Origin of the sequence: Bradyrhizobium canariense (assembly GCF_900105125.1) — a bacterium.
GTDB classification, from domain to species: Bacteria; Pseudomonadota; Alphaproteobacteria; order Rhizobiales; family Xanthobacteraceae; genus Bradyrhizobium; species Bradyrhizobium canariense_A.
Genome location: NZ_LT629750.1, coordinates 4092153 through 4108453 on the forward strand (window position 1 = coordinate 4092153; position 16301 = coordinate 4108453).

Here is a 16301-nt window from a genome sequence, read left to right on the forward strand (position 1 = left end):
CGCAACACCGCTTTGTCGATTTCGGTATCGCTGGTGAGGTACAACGAACCCGCTTGACCTCGACCAAAAGAGCAAGAAAATCAGCCGAACAGAGTTTTATCCTCCCGCTCACAACGGTCTGGTTGCAGGGCCTGCGGATTTACTTCATTTACGTACTTCCCATGACTCCCAGCAATCGGAAATCACGAAAAGCACCCCATGCGTGACCAGTTCAGTAATACCCAGCAGATCCGCAAACCGGCCGTCGTCTCCAAAGGCGGAATCGTCGCCGCGCAATCGCGCCGGGCGGCCGAGGTCGGAGCCGCGATTCTGGCCGATGGCGGCGACTGCGTGGATGCGGTGGTCGCCACCACTTTCGCGCTGGGCGTACTCGAACCCTGGATGAGCGGCCTCGGCGGCGGCGGCGCCATGGTGCTCTATCGCGCCCGCGAAGACCGTTATGAAGTGATCGACTACGGCATGCGGTCGCCTCGCGGCATTCGCTTCGAGGACTATCCGTTGACCGGCGATGGCGCCGCCTCCGACCTCTTCCCCTGGCCGCGGGTGAAGGACGACCGCAATCTTCATGGTCCCGGCTCGATCGCCGTACCCGGCGTGGTCGCCGGCATGGAAGAGGCGCATCGCCGCCACGCCAAAATGCCTTGGGCTGAACTGCTCGGTCCTGGCGTCGCGCTGGCCGGCGAAGGTCTCGCAGTGGATTGGTGGACCACGCTGATGATTTCCAGCGTAGCTGCAGACCTGCGACGTTATCCCGCGAGCGCCGCGGCGTATCTGAAGGACGGGCTCCCCCCAAACGCGCAATGGGGCATCAAGGCTGACGTGCGCCTGCCGCAGGACAGACTAAAAGCGACGCTTGCGCACCTCGCGGCGCAGGGCCCGCGCGATTTCTACCAAGGCGATCTGGCGCGCAGCATCGCGGCCGACGTGCAGGCGGGCGGCGGTCCGCTGTCGGTCGAAGACCTCGCTTCCTTCCGCGCCCATTTGCGCGAACCGTTGAGGATTCCCTATCGTGGCGGCGGGGTATACGCGACGCCGGAGCTCACTTGCGGCCCCACGCTGGCGCATGCCTTGCGCCTGCTGCAGGACAGTTTGCCAGCCGAACACGGCACGCCTGATGCGTCGGCCTACACGGCCTATGCGCTGGCGCTGCAATCGGCCTACCGCGAGCGGCTGCAAGACATGGGCGATGCCGACGGCCGGCGCGCGCTCGGCGCGGAATATCTGGCGCCCGCCTGCACCACGCATTTTTCGGTGGTCGACCGCGACGGCAACATGGCGGCGGTGACGCAAACCCTGCTGTCGACGTTCGGCTCGAAATTCGTCACGCCGCAAAGCGGGATCACGATGAACAACGGCGTCATGTGGTTCGATCCGACTCCCGGCGGCCCCAATTCGCTGGCGCCCGGCAAGCGTTGCCTGACCAATTACACGCCGGTGCTGGCGCAAATTGCCGATGGCCGGCGCCTCGCACTTGGCGCCTCCGGCGGACGGCGCATTCTGCCGGCGGTGATGCAGATGCTGTCCTTTGTGATGGACTACGGCATGGACCTCGATGCCGCGATCCACCAGCCGCGGATCGATGCCAGCGAAGGCCCGGTGGTGATCGGCGATATGCGTCTGCCGGCGCAGGTGCGAGACGAGTTGCGCGCACGTTTCGATTACGAAGACGCCCGCATCCAGACCCTGCCGATGAAGTTCGCCTGCCCGAGCATCGTGTTGCGCGACGGCGCGACCAACAGCGGCGCCACCGAGATATTCCAGCCCTGGGGCGACGCGGTGGCGGAGGGGTGAGCGACGAACGGCGGGGCGCCAGTCCCGCTGACCATTTCCGTGGTTCGATCCGATGAACGGCGGCGAGTAAAAGCCCCTTCGAACCTATCGCCAGCCCCGCGAGACCAATAGCATCAGGGATTTCGCTGCGCTGAGGAAGAAGGGTCATGGCTGGTCGGATCGGCATCGTGTCGCGATTGATGATCGCGGCATTTTTGATGTGCGCCAGCCTGTCTTCCGCGGCGCATGCCGAAAAACGGGTGGCGCTGGTGATCGGCAATTCGGCCTATCAGGCCGTCCCGGCACTGCCGAATCCGGCCAACGACGCCAGGCTGATGTCGGACACGCTTTTGTCGCTCGGCTTTTTCGTGGTCGGCGGCGGCGCCCAAATCGACCTCGACAAGTCCGGCTTCGACGGCGCGCTGCAGAAATTCTCAACCGAATTGACCGGCGCCGACGTCGCGCTGTTTTATTACGCCGGCCACGGCGTGGAGACCCACGGCCTCAACTATCTCGTGCCGGTCGATGCCCATCCGCAGGATGAGGCCGATGTCTTCATGCAGATGGTCGGCACCTCCGGCATCCTCGACGAGCTGGAGAAATCCGGCACGCGGATCAATCTGGTCTTGCTCGACGCCTGCCGCGACAACCCGTTCAGCGGCCATGGCGTGCGTTCGACGACCGGCGGACTCGCGCAAATGCCCGCGCCGGTCGGGACCCTGATTTCGTTCGCGACCCAGCCACGCAGCGTCTCGCTGGATGGCACTGACGGTCACAGCCCCTATACCCGAGCGCTGGTCGAGGCGATGCAGAAACCTGGCGCCGGCCTGTTCAAGACCTTTAACGAAGTCGGACTTGCGGTTGACAAGGCGACCAGCGGCCAGCAATTGCCGTGGGTGTCGTCTTCGCCCATCAGCGGCAATTTTTATTTCTCCGGCAAGGCTGTGCCGGCGACCGCGGATGCCAGGCCGGCGCCGAGTTCGCCAGATACACCAGCTCCAACCGCACCCGTCCAGCAAGCACGGCTCTCGCCGCCGGACGATCCGCTGCGTCACGATCTCATCACCGACTGCGATCGGCTGGCCGCGATGCCCTACGATACCGGCCATGCGCCTGACCTCGCAGGCGTCGAGGTCGACAAGATCAACGTCGCTGCCGCCGCGCCCGCCTGCAACGACGCGATCCGGCGTTACCCCGACGTGGTGAGGTTTGTATTCGAGGCCGGACGCGTGGCGACCGCGCGCAAGGACTATGTTGAAGCGCGGCGGCTTTACGAACAGGCTGCGGCCGCCGGTTACGCCATGGCGATGAACAATATCGGCGCCCTGTACGAGGGCGGCGAAGGCACACCTATCAATTATGCCGAAGCCGTCCATTGGTACCAAAAGGCGGTAGATGCGGGCGAGCCGATCGCCATGGTCGACCTTGGCTACCAGTATGAAAACGGACACGGCGTCGCCAAGGATTACGCAAAGGCGATCCGGCTATACGAGACGGCGGTCAAGGCCGGGGTGCCCGACGGGATGAACAATCTCGCGTTGCTCTATATGCGCGGCAGAGGCGTTGGGCGCGATTACGCCGAGGCGCGCCGTCTGTTCGAACGGTGCATCGCTCTCAACGACGCTGCCTGCATGAACGGACTCGGCGTGCTCTATAACGAGGGCGATGGCGTTCCGCGCAATCCCAGGACCGCGCGTCAATGGTTCGAGAAGGCGGCAGCGCTGGGCAATCCCGAGGCCAGGCAAAATCTGCGAGGAAGGGGACGGTGATACGAGAACGCCGGTTGATCTGGCAGACCGATGGCGAGCGGTTTAAAGTAGTCCAGGGCAATCAAACCGGAGCCTCGTCATGCGCGCCTTCGTCTTGCTCGCCGCACTCTGGATCGGCCTCGCCTCCCCTGCTCTCGCCGCGGATGATGTTGCCACCGCGCAAGGCGTCATCCGCTCGCAGGAACAGGCGTTGGGCCGGGACGATGCGGCAACGGCCTACTCCTACGCGGCACCCGAGATCCAAAGCATGTTCCCGCAGGCCGATATATTCATGTCCATGGTTCGGCGAAGCTATGCGCCGGTCTATCGGCACAAGAGTTTCGAATTCGGCAAAGCGCAAGTTGAAGACGGCAAGATCGCACAGCACGTCCATATCATCGACGCCGATGGCAACGCGTGGGAGGCGCTCTATACGCTGGAGCCGCAGCCGGACGGCAGCCTGAAAATCATCGGCTGCGTTCTGCTCAAGGCGGGCCAGGACGTATAGAACCGGAAAAATGGGGAACGGGTTTGCGTTCAGAAAACGCGTCCAGCAGAAAGGACGTTTTCTACGCCATCGCCAGCCGCCGCGTGCGCGCGCGGATCAACAGCGACACCATGATGGTGATGTTGAGCGCGTTCCACGCCAGCCCGTTGAGGAACGCCGCGGCGTAAGAGCCGGTGGCATCGAAGATCACGCCGGAGACCCAGCCGCCGAACGACATGCCGAACACGGAGGCGAAGATCACGATGCCGACGCGGGTCGCGGCCTCCCGTGCCGGCATCGCCTCGCGCACGATGATGGCATAGCTTGGCACGATGCCGCCCTGAAACAGGCCGAACATCGCGGAGATGATGTAGAGCGAGGTGAGGCTGTCGAAGAACAGATAGAACAGCAGCGCAAAGCCCTGCGCCACCGATCCGATCAGCAGGGTGCGGATACCGCCGATCCTGTCGGCGAGAAATCCCGAACCGATCCGGCTGATGATCCCAAAGCCGAGCATCAGCGACAGCATCTCGGCGCCACGCGCGACGCCATAGCCGAGATCGCCGCAATAGGCGACGATATGAACCTGCGGCATCGACATCGCCACGCAGCAGGCAATGCTCGCGAGCGACAGGATCGCCGTCAGCGTGTTGGTGTTGAGCCGCAAATCGACCCGCGGCGGCGGTGCGTTGACATGGCTGCGCCGTGTCGCCGCCCCCATCAGCATGCGCAACACCACCAGCGCGAGCGCCATCGCCACCGCCGTGAAGAGACCGACGGCGATGTGGGTATGGCGCCAGCCGAATGCCTCCATGGCCCAGGTCATGACAGGTGGCCAGATCGTTCCGCCGACATAGTTGCCGCTCGCGGCGATGGTGACGGCAAGGCCGCGATAGCGCTCGAACCAGTACGAGGCCTCCGCCATCAACGGACCGAATGTCGCCGATGAGCTGAGGCCGATGGCGAAATGCACCAGGATGAACTGCCAGATCGACGACGACATCCCCGCGCCGATGTAACCGAGGGCGAGGATGCCGATGCCGAGCCCGATCGCGGCGACGATGCCGTAACGGTCGGTGATTTTTCCGGTCAACACCCCGCCGGAACCAAAGCCGAGCATCACCATGGTGAAGGCCAGCGAGGCGGTGCCCCGGCTCGCCCCGAACTCAGCCTGCACCACCGGGAGCGCCACCACGACCGACCACATGCCGACGCTGCCGAGCGAGCCAATGATCACGGCCACGACCAGCCGGGTCCATGCCCGGCGCGAGTCGGGGACAAACAGCTCTGAATCTCGGGTGATTTGAGAAGAAATTTCCACGGCGCACGCAACTTCGTTGGCCCGAGCCCTCTGGTCAAGCGTTATGGCGCGATATTGGGCATGCAGATGCGGGACAGCGGGCGGTAGGAGAACGGTGTCGGCCGCTCCTGCTCCGTCATTCCGGGGCGCCGGCAAACCCCGAATCTCGCACGGGAACCTCTGGATTCCGGATTCGCGCTGGCGCGCGCCCGTGCCAGTCCTCTGCGTTGCATTGTTGTCTATCAAGGTATCGGTCGGAACATCCAGATGGCCGCCGGCTCGGCCGCGTTCGTCCGGACGGCAACCAGCAAACGGTCAAGTTCGGGTACCAAGAGCGACGTGCGTGCGCCGGACACCGTGGGAATGCGCGCGATGCGCCGATAGGTCGTCCCCTTCGCTTCGAAAACATCGAGAAAGCCCGCCCCGCAACTCACGTAGACGCGGCCACGCTTCATATCGACGAACAGATCATCGGCGTCGCCACAGGACTCGGCAGTCGCGATCAGCTTGCCACCTGTCATGGAGAAGACGCCAAGCTCGGCGGGCGCCCGGAAGATCACCAGAACCTGGCGGCGCACGGGATCCAGGGCCATCGGAAAGTTGGCGTCGTGATCGGGTATCGGCCACTTACCGGTTTGTCTTTGCGAGGCGCGGTCGACGACGGCGATACCATGCGCATCCGGCACATTGACAAAGACTTGCCCGATATCATGATCGATCTGGAAGCCTTCGGGGTGCGCCTTGACCGGGATGTCGCCGACTTTGCTGCGGGTCGTCGGATCGATGACGGCCAGCGCGCCGCTGCCATGGGCGATGAGAATCCGATTGGCCGCAGGGTCGACGCGAACATTGTCCGCGTCGCTGCCAAGCTCAATCTGGCCGTTGGGTTTGTATTCGTTTCCTTCGAACAAGCGCACGGAACCGTCGCCGGCGTTGGCGACGTAAAGCGTGTCGGTGGACGGCTCATAGCCGACACCTTGCGGCTCTTTCAGTCCCGTGATCGTCTGCAGCAGTTTGCGATTGGCGAGATCGACGACGCCGACACTGTCGTTGCCCAATTCGGCCACGAACAACCGCTGGCGCTTTAAGTCGACCGCCATGTGGTCGATCCGTCCTCGCACGTCGCCAAGGGCGATTTTGGTTTCGAGCTGAAGCGGCGACATCTCGGCCGGCTGTGCGATCGCTTCGGTCAGGAGTGATGGCAGCAGAGTGGCGCAGAACACTGAACAGAGGCCGAGAAGGCGGCACTCCCAGCTAAACCGAGCAAGGCAGCGAATCCAAGAACCACCGTGCCAAGAATGGACAGCAGCATTATTCTTCGCATCAGATTTTCCTCTATAATCAAACGACATCGCCGCAGATTTCCTTTTTATTTGACCATCACCCAGGTCGGCTGCAGCCACGGAAACGCGATCAAGCCAACCACCGCGGTCGCGGCAATCAGCAGCGGATTGCTCACTTTCCACCGGAACAGGATGGCAAGGGAAACCAATCCAATCGAAGCGGTGAGCCAGTCGCCGATCGCGATGCGCCCCAGCAGGATGCAGGCGCCGAGGATCGTGCCGATGGCTGCTGCGTAGGCGCCCTTAACGAATCCCTGCACGTTGGGATTGCCGCGATGCCGCGCCAGCAGGGGCGCGGCGATCAGCACCAGCAGAAACGACGGCAAGAAGATGCCGACAGTCGAGACCACGGAACCCCAGAATCCGGCAACCAGGTAACCGACGAAGGTCGCGGTGATGACGACGGGGCCTGGACTGATCATGCCGATGGCAACTGCGATCAGAAATTGGCGCTGATCGAGCCAGCCGAACTGCTGCACAAGTCCCTGTTCGAGAAACGGCACGATCACGAGGCCGCTACCGAAAGTCAGCGAGCCCGCCTTGAGGAAGAACAACAGGAGCTTGCCCAGGATAGACCCCGAGGCGGTTGGCGCGAGCTGCGCCAACACCGGTGCGACCGTCACTGAGAGTGCCGTCGGCGGCGCGCGGCGGAACATGCCGCCGTAATAGAGGATGCCGACGATGCCAGCGCCGATAAACAATAGCGCTACTTCGGCCTGAAGAATGACCGTCACCGCCAGGCAAACGGCGGCGATTGCCCATTGCAGCCCGTCTTCCATGCCGAGCTTGGCGAGCCTGTAGCAAGAATGCAGGATGAGTGCGATGACGGCGGGACTCACGCCGTAGAAGATCGCCGTGACCGGCTGGAGGTCGCCGAGATAGACGTAGAGTGCGCCCAAGGCAGCTACGATGACGAAGTTCGGCAGAATGAAGGCCCAGCCTCCGGCCCAGGCGCCCCAGAAGCCGCCACGCAGGTAGCAAACGTAGATGCCGACCTGGATCGCAAGCGGCCCCGGAAGCGACTGGCAGATGGCGATGGCCTCGCGCATCTGCTCCTTCGTCAGCCACTTCTTCCCATCGACCAGCTCACGCTCCATCTGACCGACCAGCGCGACCGGACCGCCGAAACCGAGGCAGCCGAGGCGCAGGAAGTAGAGGACCAGCTCGCCGATCCGGCCGCTTTCGGTCGTTGTGGTGGTCGTCATCACCAGTTGCCCCTATTTGTCCTCTCAACTCTTCGTGCTGGCCGTCTTACCGAGGGCCGCGCGCAGTCCCTTGGCGAGCTTGATCGCGTCGTCGTTTGCCCAGAAGTGCATGAAGAAAAGACGCGGATTCTCATCCAACATGTGATTGTGGAGCGCGGTGACTTCGATGCCGTTCGTCCGCAGCGCTTGGATCACCGGGTTCACTTCGTCGCCGGTAAGAACAAAGTCACCGGTGATGGCTGCCTTGCCGCCGCCGGTCGGCTGAAAATTGATGCCGATCGCGACGCCCATCGGCCCGACCGGACTCAATTGCATGCCGTCTTCGGTGATGGGATCGCGGCGCGGCACGTTGAATTGGTAGACGCCGCCGTTCGCCTGACCTTTGACACCAATGATCTGGTCAAGTTGGGCCGTATCGAGCTCCACGGCCGGCGGTGGAGTTGCCGGTGTCGGTAGCGCCCCTGGGGTTTTGCTTGCGGCCAGCGCCTCGCGGATAGCGGTGGCAAGTTTGACGGGATCGCCCTGGCCGGCGATGTGCATGTAGAAGGTCTCGGGACTGGCACGCAGCAGATGATTGTGGATGGCGGTGATCTCGAGCCCGTTGGCGATCATCTTAGCCATCACGGGATTGATCTCGGAGTCCAGCAGAACCAGGTCGCCCATGATCATGGCGCTGCCGTGCATCGGCTTGAACGCGACCCAGCCACCAAGTGCCAGCGCAGGTTTGATCGTCACGCCGTCCAAAGTCACCGAAAGGTCGGTGCGCGGAAAACCGTAGCGATGCACGTCTCCCGTAACGACCGCTTTCCGGCTGAAAACGTCGTCGACCTGTTCCCAATTGATGTCTTGTGCATGTGCCGCGCTCACGAAAGGTTCGGCGAATATTCGCCAATCGATCTTCTGTACGCTTGCTGCAATTGCCAGAACGGCCGCGACGATCGACGCCGTAGCTAAAAGTACCTTGCGCATTTGCGCCTCCTTTGAGGTTGGTTTGTGTCGTCCATTCCCAGCGAGAGCAGAGCCTATTTCTCCAGGAGACCGACGATGGTCTGCACTCCGCCGATGTTCTCCACGGTGACTTCGACTTGGTCGCCGTAGCGGACCGCGTTAAAGAGCAGCCCGTCACGCACCTTGAGGTCGGCAGTGGCGTCGGGCGAGAGCCGAACAGTGATCCGATCGTTCTTTTCATCGACTGCGGCGATGACGCCGCGCAAAGTCTCCAGGGATCGGTGGGAACCGTCTCCGGCGCCAGTGTCGGGTGCGGCGACCGAAATGACGGCCGGCCCCGTGGCTGCCTCGGCTGAGGCATACGCCGTGAAGACGAATGGCATCGCAATTCCGAACGCGATCAACGCTACGACCTGTTTCATTGTTTCTCCTTCTCACAGGCGGGGATCGGTCACGGCCTCACTTTGTTAGTCGGCCAGTTGTGGGTTTCCTTGGTGGCGTCGCGGCACCAACGGTAGAAGGCGTCGTAGAGAGGAATGCCGGCGCTCAATTGCTCAAGGTCGTCGTCGTACATACGCGACAGGCCGAGCGATGCGGCCAGAAGGCCGGGAGCTTCCGGCGACAGATCGAGCCGAGCGGTGTCAGCGGCGCGCACCATTATGGCGAGGCGTTCAAGCGCCGGCGTCGAAAGACCAAATTCCTTCACCATGACGTCGAATGTGCAAAGTTCGCCGCGATGGCTCCAGAACACATCCTCAATGTCGAAGGGCGTGGCCCCAAAACGCTCGGCGACGTCCGGCACCTCCGCGGACGCCACGAACAGGAAGACCGCGCTCGGATCGACGAAGCGTCTGATCAGCCAGGGACATGCAATACGATCAATCTTGGGCCGCGCTCGCGTCACCCAGACGGTGCGTCCGCGCCCGTCGCGCTTGGGAATCTTGTCGGCGGGGACGGTCGGCAGGCTCGCCTCGTTCCAGGCGACTTGCCCGCCTTCGAGGATTTCGGCGGCGATCTTGCCGTGACGTAGCCAGGCCGCCGTGCCCTCGCTGAGTTTCTGGCCTTTGTGGCAAATGACGACGACGGTCTGGCCCGAAAGGCTTGAGGCCCAATCCTGGACATTTAGATGGGAGCGCCGCACAGCGCCCGGAATGAGACGAGGGTCCGCGGCAAAGTCTTCGTCGAGGCGGACGTCAATGAGCGTCGGCGCATTCGCCGTGCCGATAAGTCGGGAAAGTTTGTCGGAGGAAATCGAGGTGTAAGATGACATGCTGCGCCCTTGGTGACCAGGACGCGATTCTTGGGCATGTCGCCTCGCGGGGAGATCGCTTTCCCCGTACCTCGAGTAAAATCCTTGCCGCCTGTCGTGTCAACCGGATCGACTAAAGGCCGATCACGAATAGTTCAGTCGTGACGCTGGAACAATAAACGCCCGCCTCGCAACCATCGCGCGCGGCGTGCAGCAATAGTGTGTGCGGCAGGAGAGTGCCGGAGGACGTCAGCAGGAAAAAGCCGCATGGCCGGTTGGTCTCCGGGTTGTCGCATGGACGCACACTCCTGCCTTGGCTCCGGCGCTCAACCGCTCCTCGGTGCCGACGCCGCTTTGTGCACGAGTGAACGCACCTGCGCGAGCCGTGCGATTTCTGCGGGCGCCTGTTCCGGAAATGGAAACACTGAACTGACGTTGATTTCGCGGAGAATGTAAGTGTTCTTCGCCTTGGGGGGCGTTGGCCCGGGATAGGTCAATACGTTGGCGTCAACAACCGGCTTCAGCCACGCTGACGACGTCCACCCCGTCGGGAAGCTTCGCGCAGAAGATCACGGAAGGTCACGACTTGGCTTTCGCCAGACCAGTCAAATTTCGTTTTGGGTACGGGTCAATTTGGATTTAGGCTGCCCGGGACATCCGGCCGGTCAGCCCAATGCGAAGCACAGCCCTCGTTTTCGTCGTCGTACTGCTCGGCGCACCCGGGTCGAACGCGCAGGTGATGTTGCACGATCCACCGTGGAACCCCGAGCATATCGACAGTCTGCCGCCCGAAATCCGCAAGGCGGTGCTCGGCATGTGTCCAACGACGCCGGCAGCTGGCCATTACTTTGCGACCTATCGGCACGACCGGGTCACGCTTCACTTCGAACATTTCCATTGCGGAGAGGCACCCAACACCTACTGCAGGGGCGGGCTGTGCCTGCATCAGGTGTACGTCTCGAACGGCGGCCATTATCGCTTGCTCGGCAGTAGTTACGGACCGGCGAACGACTGAGATCCGGCGATGCCCCTTCAGGTCTTATGAAGTACTTCGACCGTGAGGTGGGACAGCGAAGGGAAACGCGAGAGCAGGTTGCGATAATATTCCGCCGCGCGCTCTTTCGTGGTTACGACCGAAACGATGGCGCCGAGATGGCCCGGCCCCAGGCGCCAGAGGTGAAGGTCGGCGAGCTGATCGCCGTCCACTTCGACGGTCTGGCGCAGCTTGTTGGCCATGCTCCGATCCGGATTCATGTCGAGCAGGATCGCGGCGGTGTCTCGTACCAAGCCATACGACCAACTCGCGATGACGCAGGCGCCGACAATGCCGGCCAGCGGATCCATCCACAGCCAGCCAAAGGTGCGCGCAAGTAGCAGACCGATAATGACCAGCACGGATACCGCGGCGTCCGCGGCTACGTGGATAACGGCAGCGCGCATATTGTTGTCGCGCGTCGCGGACCTGTGGACGTGCTCGTGCTCTTCGAAGGTGACAGGATAGTCGCGGCCGCCGACCCGCACGATCGCCGAAAAGGCGTGGGGCTCGGGAATCTCGTCGACCGACTCTAGATAGCTGTCTTTGTCTTCCATCGCGAATAGCTGCCGCTTGCCATCAGGTCGAACCGTTTCCACCGAAGCGAACCGCGCCATCAAGGCAGGACCGGCTTTGGCGTTCAGCCGAAATCGTGGCGGCACCCCATCCTCGAATATCTCGAGCACGACGACGCCAGTCTGGGTCGCGATCTCGCGCCTCTCGTCGTGGTCGTGCGTGTGGCCGTGGGAATGACCATGACCGTGCTCGTGATGATGGCCGCCGGCGCTAAGCAGCCACGCGCTCACGACGTTCACGGCCAGGCCGAGACAGGCGATGGGGATGGCTTCGGAAAAACGGATCGGGACCGGATCGAAAAAGCGGCTGAAGGCTTCGTAGCCGATCAATATCGAGATCATCGCCAGGATGATGGCGCTGGTGAAACCGGCAAGGTCGCCGAGCTTCCCCGTGCCGAAGCTGAAGTTCGGATCGTCGGCGTGATTGCGGGCATAGGTGTAGGCGAGCGCCGCCAATAGCAGGGCGCCGGCGTGCGTGCTCATGTGCATCCCGTCGGCAACCAGCGCGATCGAGCCGAACAACAGACCACCGACGATTTCGGCGACCATCATCGCTCCGCAGAGCCAGATCACCGCCCAGGTCTTTCGCTCGCTCTTTTCGTGCCCCTCGCCGAGAAACACGTGGCTGTGGAAGGGCGTGGTTTGTCCGTCCTGCGTCATGGCGGTCCTCATTTCAGGTAGGCGCGTACGACTTCCAGGAGTCGGTTCGCAGCTTCGGCATTCAGCGCTCCCGGATGCTTTTCGGCGTCGACCAGATGTTCGCGCACATGGTCTTCGATGACTTCCGCCATCAAGCCGGCCATGGCCCCGCGGGCGCCGGCGATCAGATGCAGGACCCGGTCGCATCCGGTCTCTTCGTCGAGGGCACGCTCGATGCCGTCGATCTGACCTCGGATCCGGCGCACGCGCGCCAGCAGCTTCTGCTTGTCACGGATGGTGTGAGACATTCCTACCCTATGCTATAGCCCCCCTCCCTATACAACCGGAAACATCAATCGCCAGTAGCTCCGCGGACGTGCTCGGTTCAGCGTTCCCGTTCTCTAACTTTATGGGTACACGTGCCGGATCGAGCTTTCGCGAGGCGGGCAATTTCCGACGGCGCATGTTCCGGAAACGGAAACACCGAACTGACGTTGATTTCGCAGAGCACGTAGGTGTCTTGGCCCCGAGCGTCGCGTGGCCCGTAGAGGAAATCGGCATCCCAGATGATCGGCAGCGACCCAACGTCGATGTCGAGTAGCTGCATCATCTGCGGTGTCCACTCGGATTCCATCTTTGTCCTCAAGGCCTGAAACGTTGGCGCCGAGGCGGGATGCATGATGCGCGGGCCCGGCCGTGCGGCTTCCGAGTCCGGCCCCTCCGGAGGCGGTGGGATCAGTGCCCTGATGAGCTGATGTCCGAAGCCGACGACCTTGTCGGCGCCCATGTAGCAGCGGATCATGCCGTCGGGCAGCCGGGCCTGGAACGGCTGATCGACGATGCAGCCCTCATTCGCGAAATAAGGTTCGCACCGGCTCATGAAATCGCCGAGCGGCATCTCCTGAGGCACGCTGCCGCGGGACGCGTGCAGCACCTGAACGGTTGTGCCGTCCCGCGCGGTTTCGGAAGCAAGCTCGATCTTCCAAACACCCTCGCCGCCATTTCCCCGGTTCTGCTTGAGGACCCGCGGCCCCGCCGCTTGCAGGCGCTGCGGAAACTCTTCGCGGAACGCTTCGACGTCGCGATACAAATGGGTGTCCGTACCCCAGCCCAGAGACTTGGTGCGGTGGAGGACTTCCTTCACGCCCATCTTGAGTATCACGTCGGGATGGGTACTGACCCACACGCCGTTCGACGCCACGTCCCGCAGCAACGCGTCGAGCACGACGCGGTCGCGCCCTTGGGAGAGGGGATCGACCCAGACGAGAACACCGTCGCAGCAGAGGAGTTGCTCGCGCACTTGTTCCGCCGCATCGTCGGCATAGAACGCGGGCTCGGCTTCGATGCCGCGCGCGGCCATCGCCTCGAAAACGGCATGAAGCCTATAATCCTGCAGCTCTGTCGCATGCCACTTTGGGGCATCCCGTGGCCACAGCAGTGCCAGCTTGCCCGCTTCGCTCGTGGTCATGACAAACCCTCCGTTCTCAGGGCTGTGTTCGTCCAGTCACATTGCTAGCGTGATCGCGGCCATCTCAAAGGCCTTAACCCTGAAGGGGCGCCTTTCTTCCTTCTCCAATCCAGGAGAGACGGATCTGCTTCGGACCAAGTCAATGGAGGTGAACATGCATATCGGTTGCTGGGGCCATGATGCCCAGCATCCCGACGATGAGTATGATTCCGATCCCGAGGACAATTTCGACCAAGGAGTTACGTAAAAGCCATTGCACAACGCGGGACGCTGGGTTCGTTCCAATATCACCGGAAAGTCGCGGCAACAGGTACTCCCTGTTGATCCCGGCCAGACATACCATCGCGGCGAACAGCGTAATCTTCAGGAGTAACAACCGGCCGTAGCTCGTGCCGACGAGGGCCTGCATTCCCCCAATCAAAAACCAGACATTGATTGTTCCGCTAACGAGCAGCGTTGCAACGGCAATGATGCCAAGATTGGAAAAGCGATAGGCTGCGTCGCTCGCGGCCGTTCGCCAAGTCTCTTCATGGAATCGGCGCAGATATACGAGGAATAGCGCAAGGGGAATTAGGCCCCCAAGCCAGAGACCGGCGGCGTTCAAATGGAGGAAGTCCGCGGCAAGATGGAGATTTCGCTCAAATCCCAGCCCCTCTTCGCCATGCCCCGCAAACGCCAGTGATCCGAGATACGCACCTGCCAACAATGCAGCCAAAGCTTCTTGCCAGATGGGCGTCACATGGCGCTTTGTCCGCCGCGCTAGAAGGCAACCGGCCAGGAGGATGCCAAACACAAATCGCAGCTGCCATGCGAACCCAAATTGCGTTCGCGAAAGAACGATCCAGACCGTACCATCCGCAATGACATCTCCAATTGGTTTACCGACGATTCGGCCGGCCAATAAGCACAGCCATGCAAAACCCGAGACGATCGACAAGGCCAAGCTAATCCATAGCGCTAAGGCGGTATGGACTCTAAAGGCGACTGCCGTCGTTTCGAGCAGCGAGCCCATTGCTCGCAAGGTCGGCGAAGCCACGAAGAGATCGAAAAAAACGATGCCCGCAACAATCACTGTTGAGCCGAAGTGAACATCCCGCACCGCGATTAGCGGATTGATCAAACTGTACTCCATGCTAATCCGTGCCGCGGCGGTAACCAACTCCGAAGAAGTCGATCAGTCGTCGCCCCTTTTCAGTCGCTTCGACTTCACTGTCCAACACGAAAGGTGAAGCTGCCTTCGGTCGTATGCGTATCTACCGACAGGACGTGCCAACGGACTCTGTACGTTCCCGGTGCTAGAGGTTTCAGCCCAACACGCATGACCGCCGCACTGATTGACGGCTTGCCCTGATCGACTCGTTTGCCGTTGGCATCACTTACCTCGACCTCGCTGAACGCTGGCTCCAGATTCTGGGTATAAGAAAGAGAAAGTTCTCGCGGCGCAGTGGGCACGGTGCTTCCGACGCGCGGCTCCGCGTGGTCCAGAAAAGCGTGAGCCTTGGCGGCGGTGCCCACGGTTACGGTGACCAGAGCCGATGTCGCAAAAATTAACATTCGCATGATGCTGCCTCAAAAGGTCAATTTGCGGGGAGCCGCTGACGTGCCACCTAAAAGCGGTTGTCCTACGGTCGTCGGGAACATGTCGTCGAGATACAAATGCAACTGCCCGAGAACGCCGACCCCGCTGCCACTTTCGCGGTTGATGGGTATCACGGCCTCCAAACCCACTTGGAAATAGCTTCCGATCCAGATCACGCCGGGGTTAACCGAGCCGGTCGTGGTGTAGGAATTGCCGAAATTGTTCGCGACCGGCGTCGAGAAACTCGCTTCGACGATCGGGATCAGATGATTGATAAAGTCCGGAAGCTGAAGATCAATGACTTCAGACTTCAGGTACGGCATGCTGTACTGCAACGATCCGCCGTAGACGAGTTGTTGCGGAATGAAGACACTCTGCGAGAAGTCAAAGGAACTCGTAGGAATTTGATAGCCGAACTGTCCGGTTACCGCGAACGGACGCGCCCATGAAACGCTGTCCGGCAGCTCACCGAAGCCCTTTCCGACATAAAGCGTCGGCGTGACCAGGCTGTAGGACGTGCCTAACCCGGAATTGATCGCGCCGGTGTTGCCCCAATCGACAATAACACCGGCCATTAACGCCAACTCATGTGACCCGTCTTTTAGTAGCTGATACTGGAATGTCGTCTCGAAATTCTGAAATCCAGCGGTGACCGAACCGTCCGGCTGGCGAATTTGCGTCCAGGTTTCACCGAGCGAGACGCCGAAATTTTCGGTGATCCGTTTTGAAAGCTCGCCAGAAATATCCCACTCCGAGGCCGGCGGCAGATCCGCGGTCTTGGACCACGATACGGTCGGCAGCGACATCTCGTCGGCGACGCAGGGATCGTCGGTTGCCAGTGTGGCTGGAAAAAATCGGGCGCCGACAAAGCAGTGAGCGTACGCATCGGAGGTGGACGACAGCGCGATAAAACCCGCGAGCGCCAACGAAAGCGGTATGTATCGAGACATTAGGATT

Annotated in this window: 16 protein-coding genes; 4 read left to right on the forward strand and 12 right to left on the reverse strand. The window is 61.7% G+C overall.

The features are described 5' to 3' along the window. Positions 1–198 precede the first annotated feature (198 nt). From BLV09_RS19545 to BLV09_RS19555, 3 genes are all read left to right on the forward strand, one after another. Positions 199–1791: a gamma-glutamyltransferase family protein gene (locus BLV09_RS19545; RefSeq protein WP_146688524.1), complete on the forward strand. Its 1593-nt coding sequence runs from the start codon at positions 199–201 to the stop codon at positions 1789–1791. Between the two features lie 146 nt (positions 1792–1937). After that, positions 1938–3539, forward strand: a complete 1602-nt coding sequence (locus BLV09_RS19550) for a caspase family protein (protein ID WP_146688525.1) — start codon at positions 1938–1940, stop codon at positions 3537–3539. 79 nt (positions 3540–3618) lie between these two features. Next, positions 3619–4026, forward strand: a complete 408-nt coding sequence (locus BLV09_RS19555; protein ID WP_146688526.1) for a DUF4864 domain-containing protein — start codon at positions 3619–3621, stop codon at positions 4024–4026. A gap of 61 nt (positions 4027–4087) precedes the next feature. On the opposite strand, the gene BLV09_RS19560 is transcribed toward BLV09_RS19555, so the two are convergent. The 6 genes from BLV09_RS19560 to BLV09_RS19585 all read right to left on the reverse strand — a co-directional run bounded on the left by BLV09_RS19560 (position 4088) and on the right by BLV09_RS19585 (position 10071). Beyond that, positions 4088–5326, reverse strand: a complete 1239-nt coding sequence (locus tag BLV09_RS19560) for an MFS transporter (RefSeq protein WP_146688527.1) — start codon at positions 5324–5326, stop codon at positions 4088–4090. Positions 5327–5547: 221 nt separating this feature from the next. Then, positions 5548–6708 carry a YncE family protein gene (locus BLV09_RS19565; protein WP_244548753.1) on the reverse strand — a complete coding sequence of 387 codons (1161 nt, stop codon included), beginning with the start codon at positions 6706–6708 and terminating at the stop codon, positions 5548–5550. Then, on the reverse strand, positions 6675–7853 hold the full coding sequence (gene chrA / locus BLV09_RS19570; protein WP_146688528.1) for a chromate efflux transporter: 1179 nt from the start codon (positions 7851–7853) through the stop codon (positions 6675–6677). The genes BLV09_RS19565 and chrA overlap by 34 nt, the downstream gene beginning before the upstream one ends. A gap of 24 nt (positions 7854–7877) precedes the next feature. Further along, a complete protein-coding gene (locus tag BLV09_RS19575) occupies positions 7878–8822 on the reverse strand; it encodes a DUF1259 domain-containing protein (RefSeq protein WP_146688529.1) in 945 nt (314 codons plus the stop codon). Between the two features lie 53 nt (positions 8823–8875). Further along, positions 8876–9223 (reverse strand): hypothetical protein, encoded by a 348-nt coding sequence (locus BLV09_RS19580; RefSeq protein ID WP_146688530.1) that lies wholly within the window; start codon positions 9221–9223, stop codon positions 8876–8878. Positions 9224–9252: 29 nt separating this feature from the next. After that, the gene (locus BLV09_RS19585) at positions 9253–10071 is read right to left on the reverse strand and encodes a chromate resistance protein ChrB domain-containing protein (RefSeq protein WP_146688531.1); all 819 of its coding nucleotides are present in this window, start codon (positions 10069–10071) and stop codon (positions 9253–9255) included. 652 nt (positions 10072–10723) lie between these two features. Between BLV09_RS19585 and BLV09_RS19590 the strand changes: the two genes are divergently transcribed. Beyond that, complete coding sequence (locus tag BLV09_RS19590; protein WP_100384054.1) at positions 10724–11065, forward strand: hypothetical protein; 342 nt, start codon at positions 10724–10726, stop codon at positions 11063–11065. Positions 11066–11082: 17 nt separating this feature from the next. On the opposite strand, the gene dmeF is transcribed toward BLV09_RS19590, so the two are convergent. The 6 genes from dmeF to BLV09_RS19620 form a co-directional block, all read right to left on the reverse strand. Next, complete coding sequence (gene dmeF, locus BLV09_RS19595; protein ID WP_100384055.1) at positions 11083–12318, reverse strand: CDF family Co(II)/Ni(II) efflux transporter DmeF; 1236 nt, start codon at positions 12316–12318, stop codon at positions 11083–11085. 8 nt (positions 12319–12326) lie between these two features. After that, positions 12327–12605 (reverse strand): metal/formaldehyde-sensitive transcriptional repressor, encoded by a 279-nt coding sequence (locus BLV09_RS19600; protein WP_146688532.1) that lies wholly within the window; start codon positions 12603–12605, stop codon positions 12327–12329. Positions 12606–12682: 77 nt separating this feature from the next. Next, entirely contained in the window at positions 12683–13765 is a 1083-nt protein-coding gene (locus BLV09_RS19605; RefSeq protein WP_146688533.1) for a Cj0069 family protein, read from the reverse strand. Positions 13766–13904: 139 nt separating this feature from the next. Next, on the reverse strand, positions 13905–14885 hold the full coding sequence (gene copD, locus BLV09_RS19610; protein WP_167558810.1) for a copper homeostasis membrane protein CopD: 981 nt from the start codon (positions 14883–14885) through the stop codon (positions 13905–13907). Between the two features lie 86 nt (positions 14886–14971). After that, a complete protein-coding gene (locus tag BLV09_RS19615; protein ID WP_146688535.1) occupies positions 14972–15325 on the reverse strand; it encodes a copper resistance CopC family protein in 354 nt (117 codons plus the stop codon). A 9-nt stretch (positions 15326–15334) separates the two neighbouring features. Next, a complete protein-coding gene (locus BLV09_RS19620; RefSeq protein ID WP_244548754.1) occupies positions 15335–16150 on the reverse strand; it encodes a hypothetical protein in 816 nt (271 codons plus the stop codon). Positions 16151–16301 lie beyond the last annotated feature (151 nt).

Bases quoted from the DNA above. Each gene is read 5' to 3' on its own strand.
- BLV09_RS19545 (WP_146688524.1), top strand. From the start codon at position 199: ATGCGTGACCAGTTCAGTAATACCCAGCAGATCCGCAAACCGGCCGTC.
- BLV09_RS19550 (WP_146688525.1), top strand. From the start codon at position 1,938: ATGGCTGGTCGGATCGGCATCGTGTCGCGATTGATGATCGCGGCATTT.
- BLV09_RS19555 (WP_146688526.1), top strand. From the start codon at position 3,619: ATGCGCGCCTTCGTCTTGCTCGCCGCACTCTGGATCGGCCTCGCCTCC.
- chrA (WP_146688528.1), bottom strand. From the start codon at position 7,853: ATGACGACCACCACAACGACCGAAAGCGGCCGGATCGGCGAGCTGGTC.
- BLV09_RS19575 (WP_146688529.1), bottom strand. From the start codon at position 8,822: ATGCGCAAGGTACTTTTAGCTACGGCGTCGATCGTCGCGGCCGTTCTG.
- BLV09_RS19580 (WP_146688530.1), bottom strand. From the start codon at position 9,223: ATGAAACAGGTCGTAGCGTTGATCGCGTTCGGAATTGCGATGCCATTC.
- BLV09_RS19585 (WP_146688531.1), bottom strand. From the start codon at position 10,071: ATGTCATCTTACACCTCGATTTCCTCCGACAAACTTTCCCGACTTATC.
- BLV09_RS19590 (WP_100384054.1), top strand. From the start codon at position 10,724: ATGCGAAGCACAGCCCTCGTTTTCGTCGTCGTACTGCTCGGCGCACCC.
- dmeF (WP_100384055.1), bottom strand. From the start codon at position 12,318: ATGACGCAGGACGGACAAACCACGCCCTTCCACAGCCACGTGTTTCTC.
- BLV09_RS19600 (WP_146688532.1), bottom strand. From the start codon at position 12,605: ATGTCTCACACCATCCGTGACAAGCAGAAGCTGCTGGCGCGCGTGCGC.
- BLV09_RS19605 (WP_146688533.1), bottom strand. From the start codon at position 13,765: ATGACCACGAGCGAAGCGGGCAAGCTGGCACTGCTGTGGCCACGGGAT.
- BLV09_RS19615 (WP_146688535.1), bottom strand. From the start codon at position 15,325: ATGCGAATGTTAATTTTTGCGACATCGGCTCTGGTCACCGTAACCGTG.
- BLV09_RS19620 (WP_244548754.1), bottom strand. From the start codon at position 16,150: ATGTCGCTGCCGACCGTATCGTGGTCCAAGACCGCGGATCTGCCGCCG.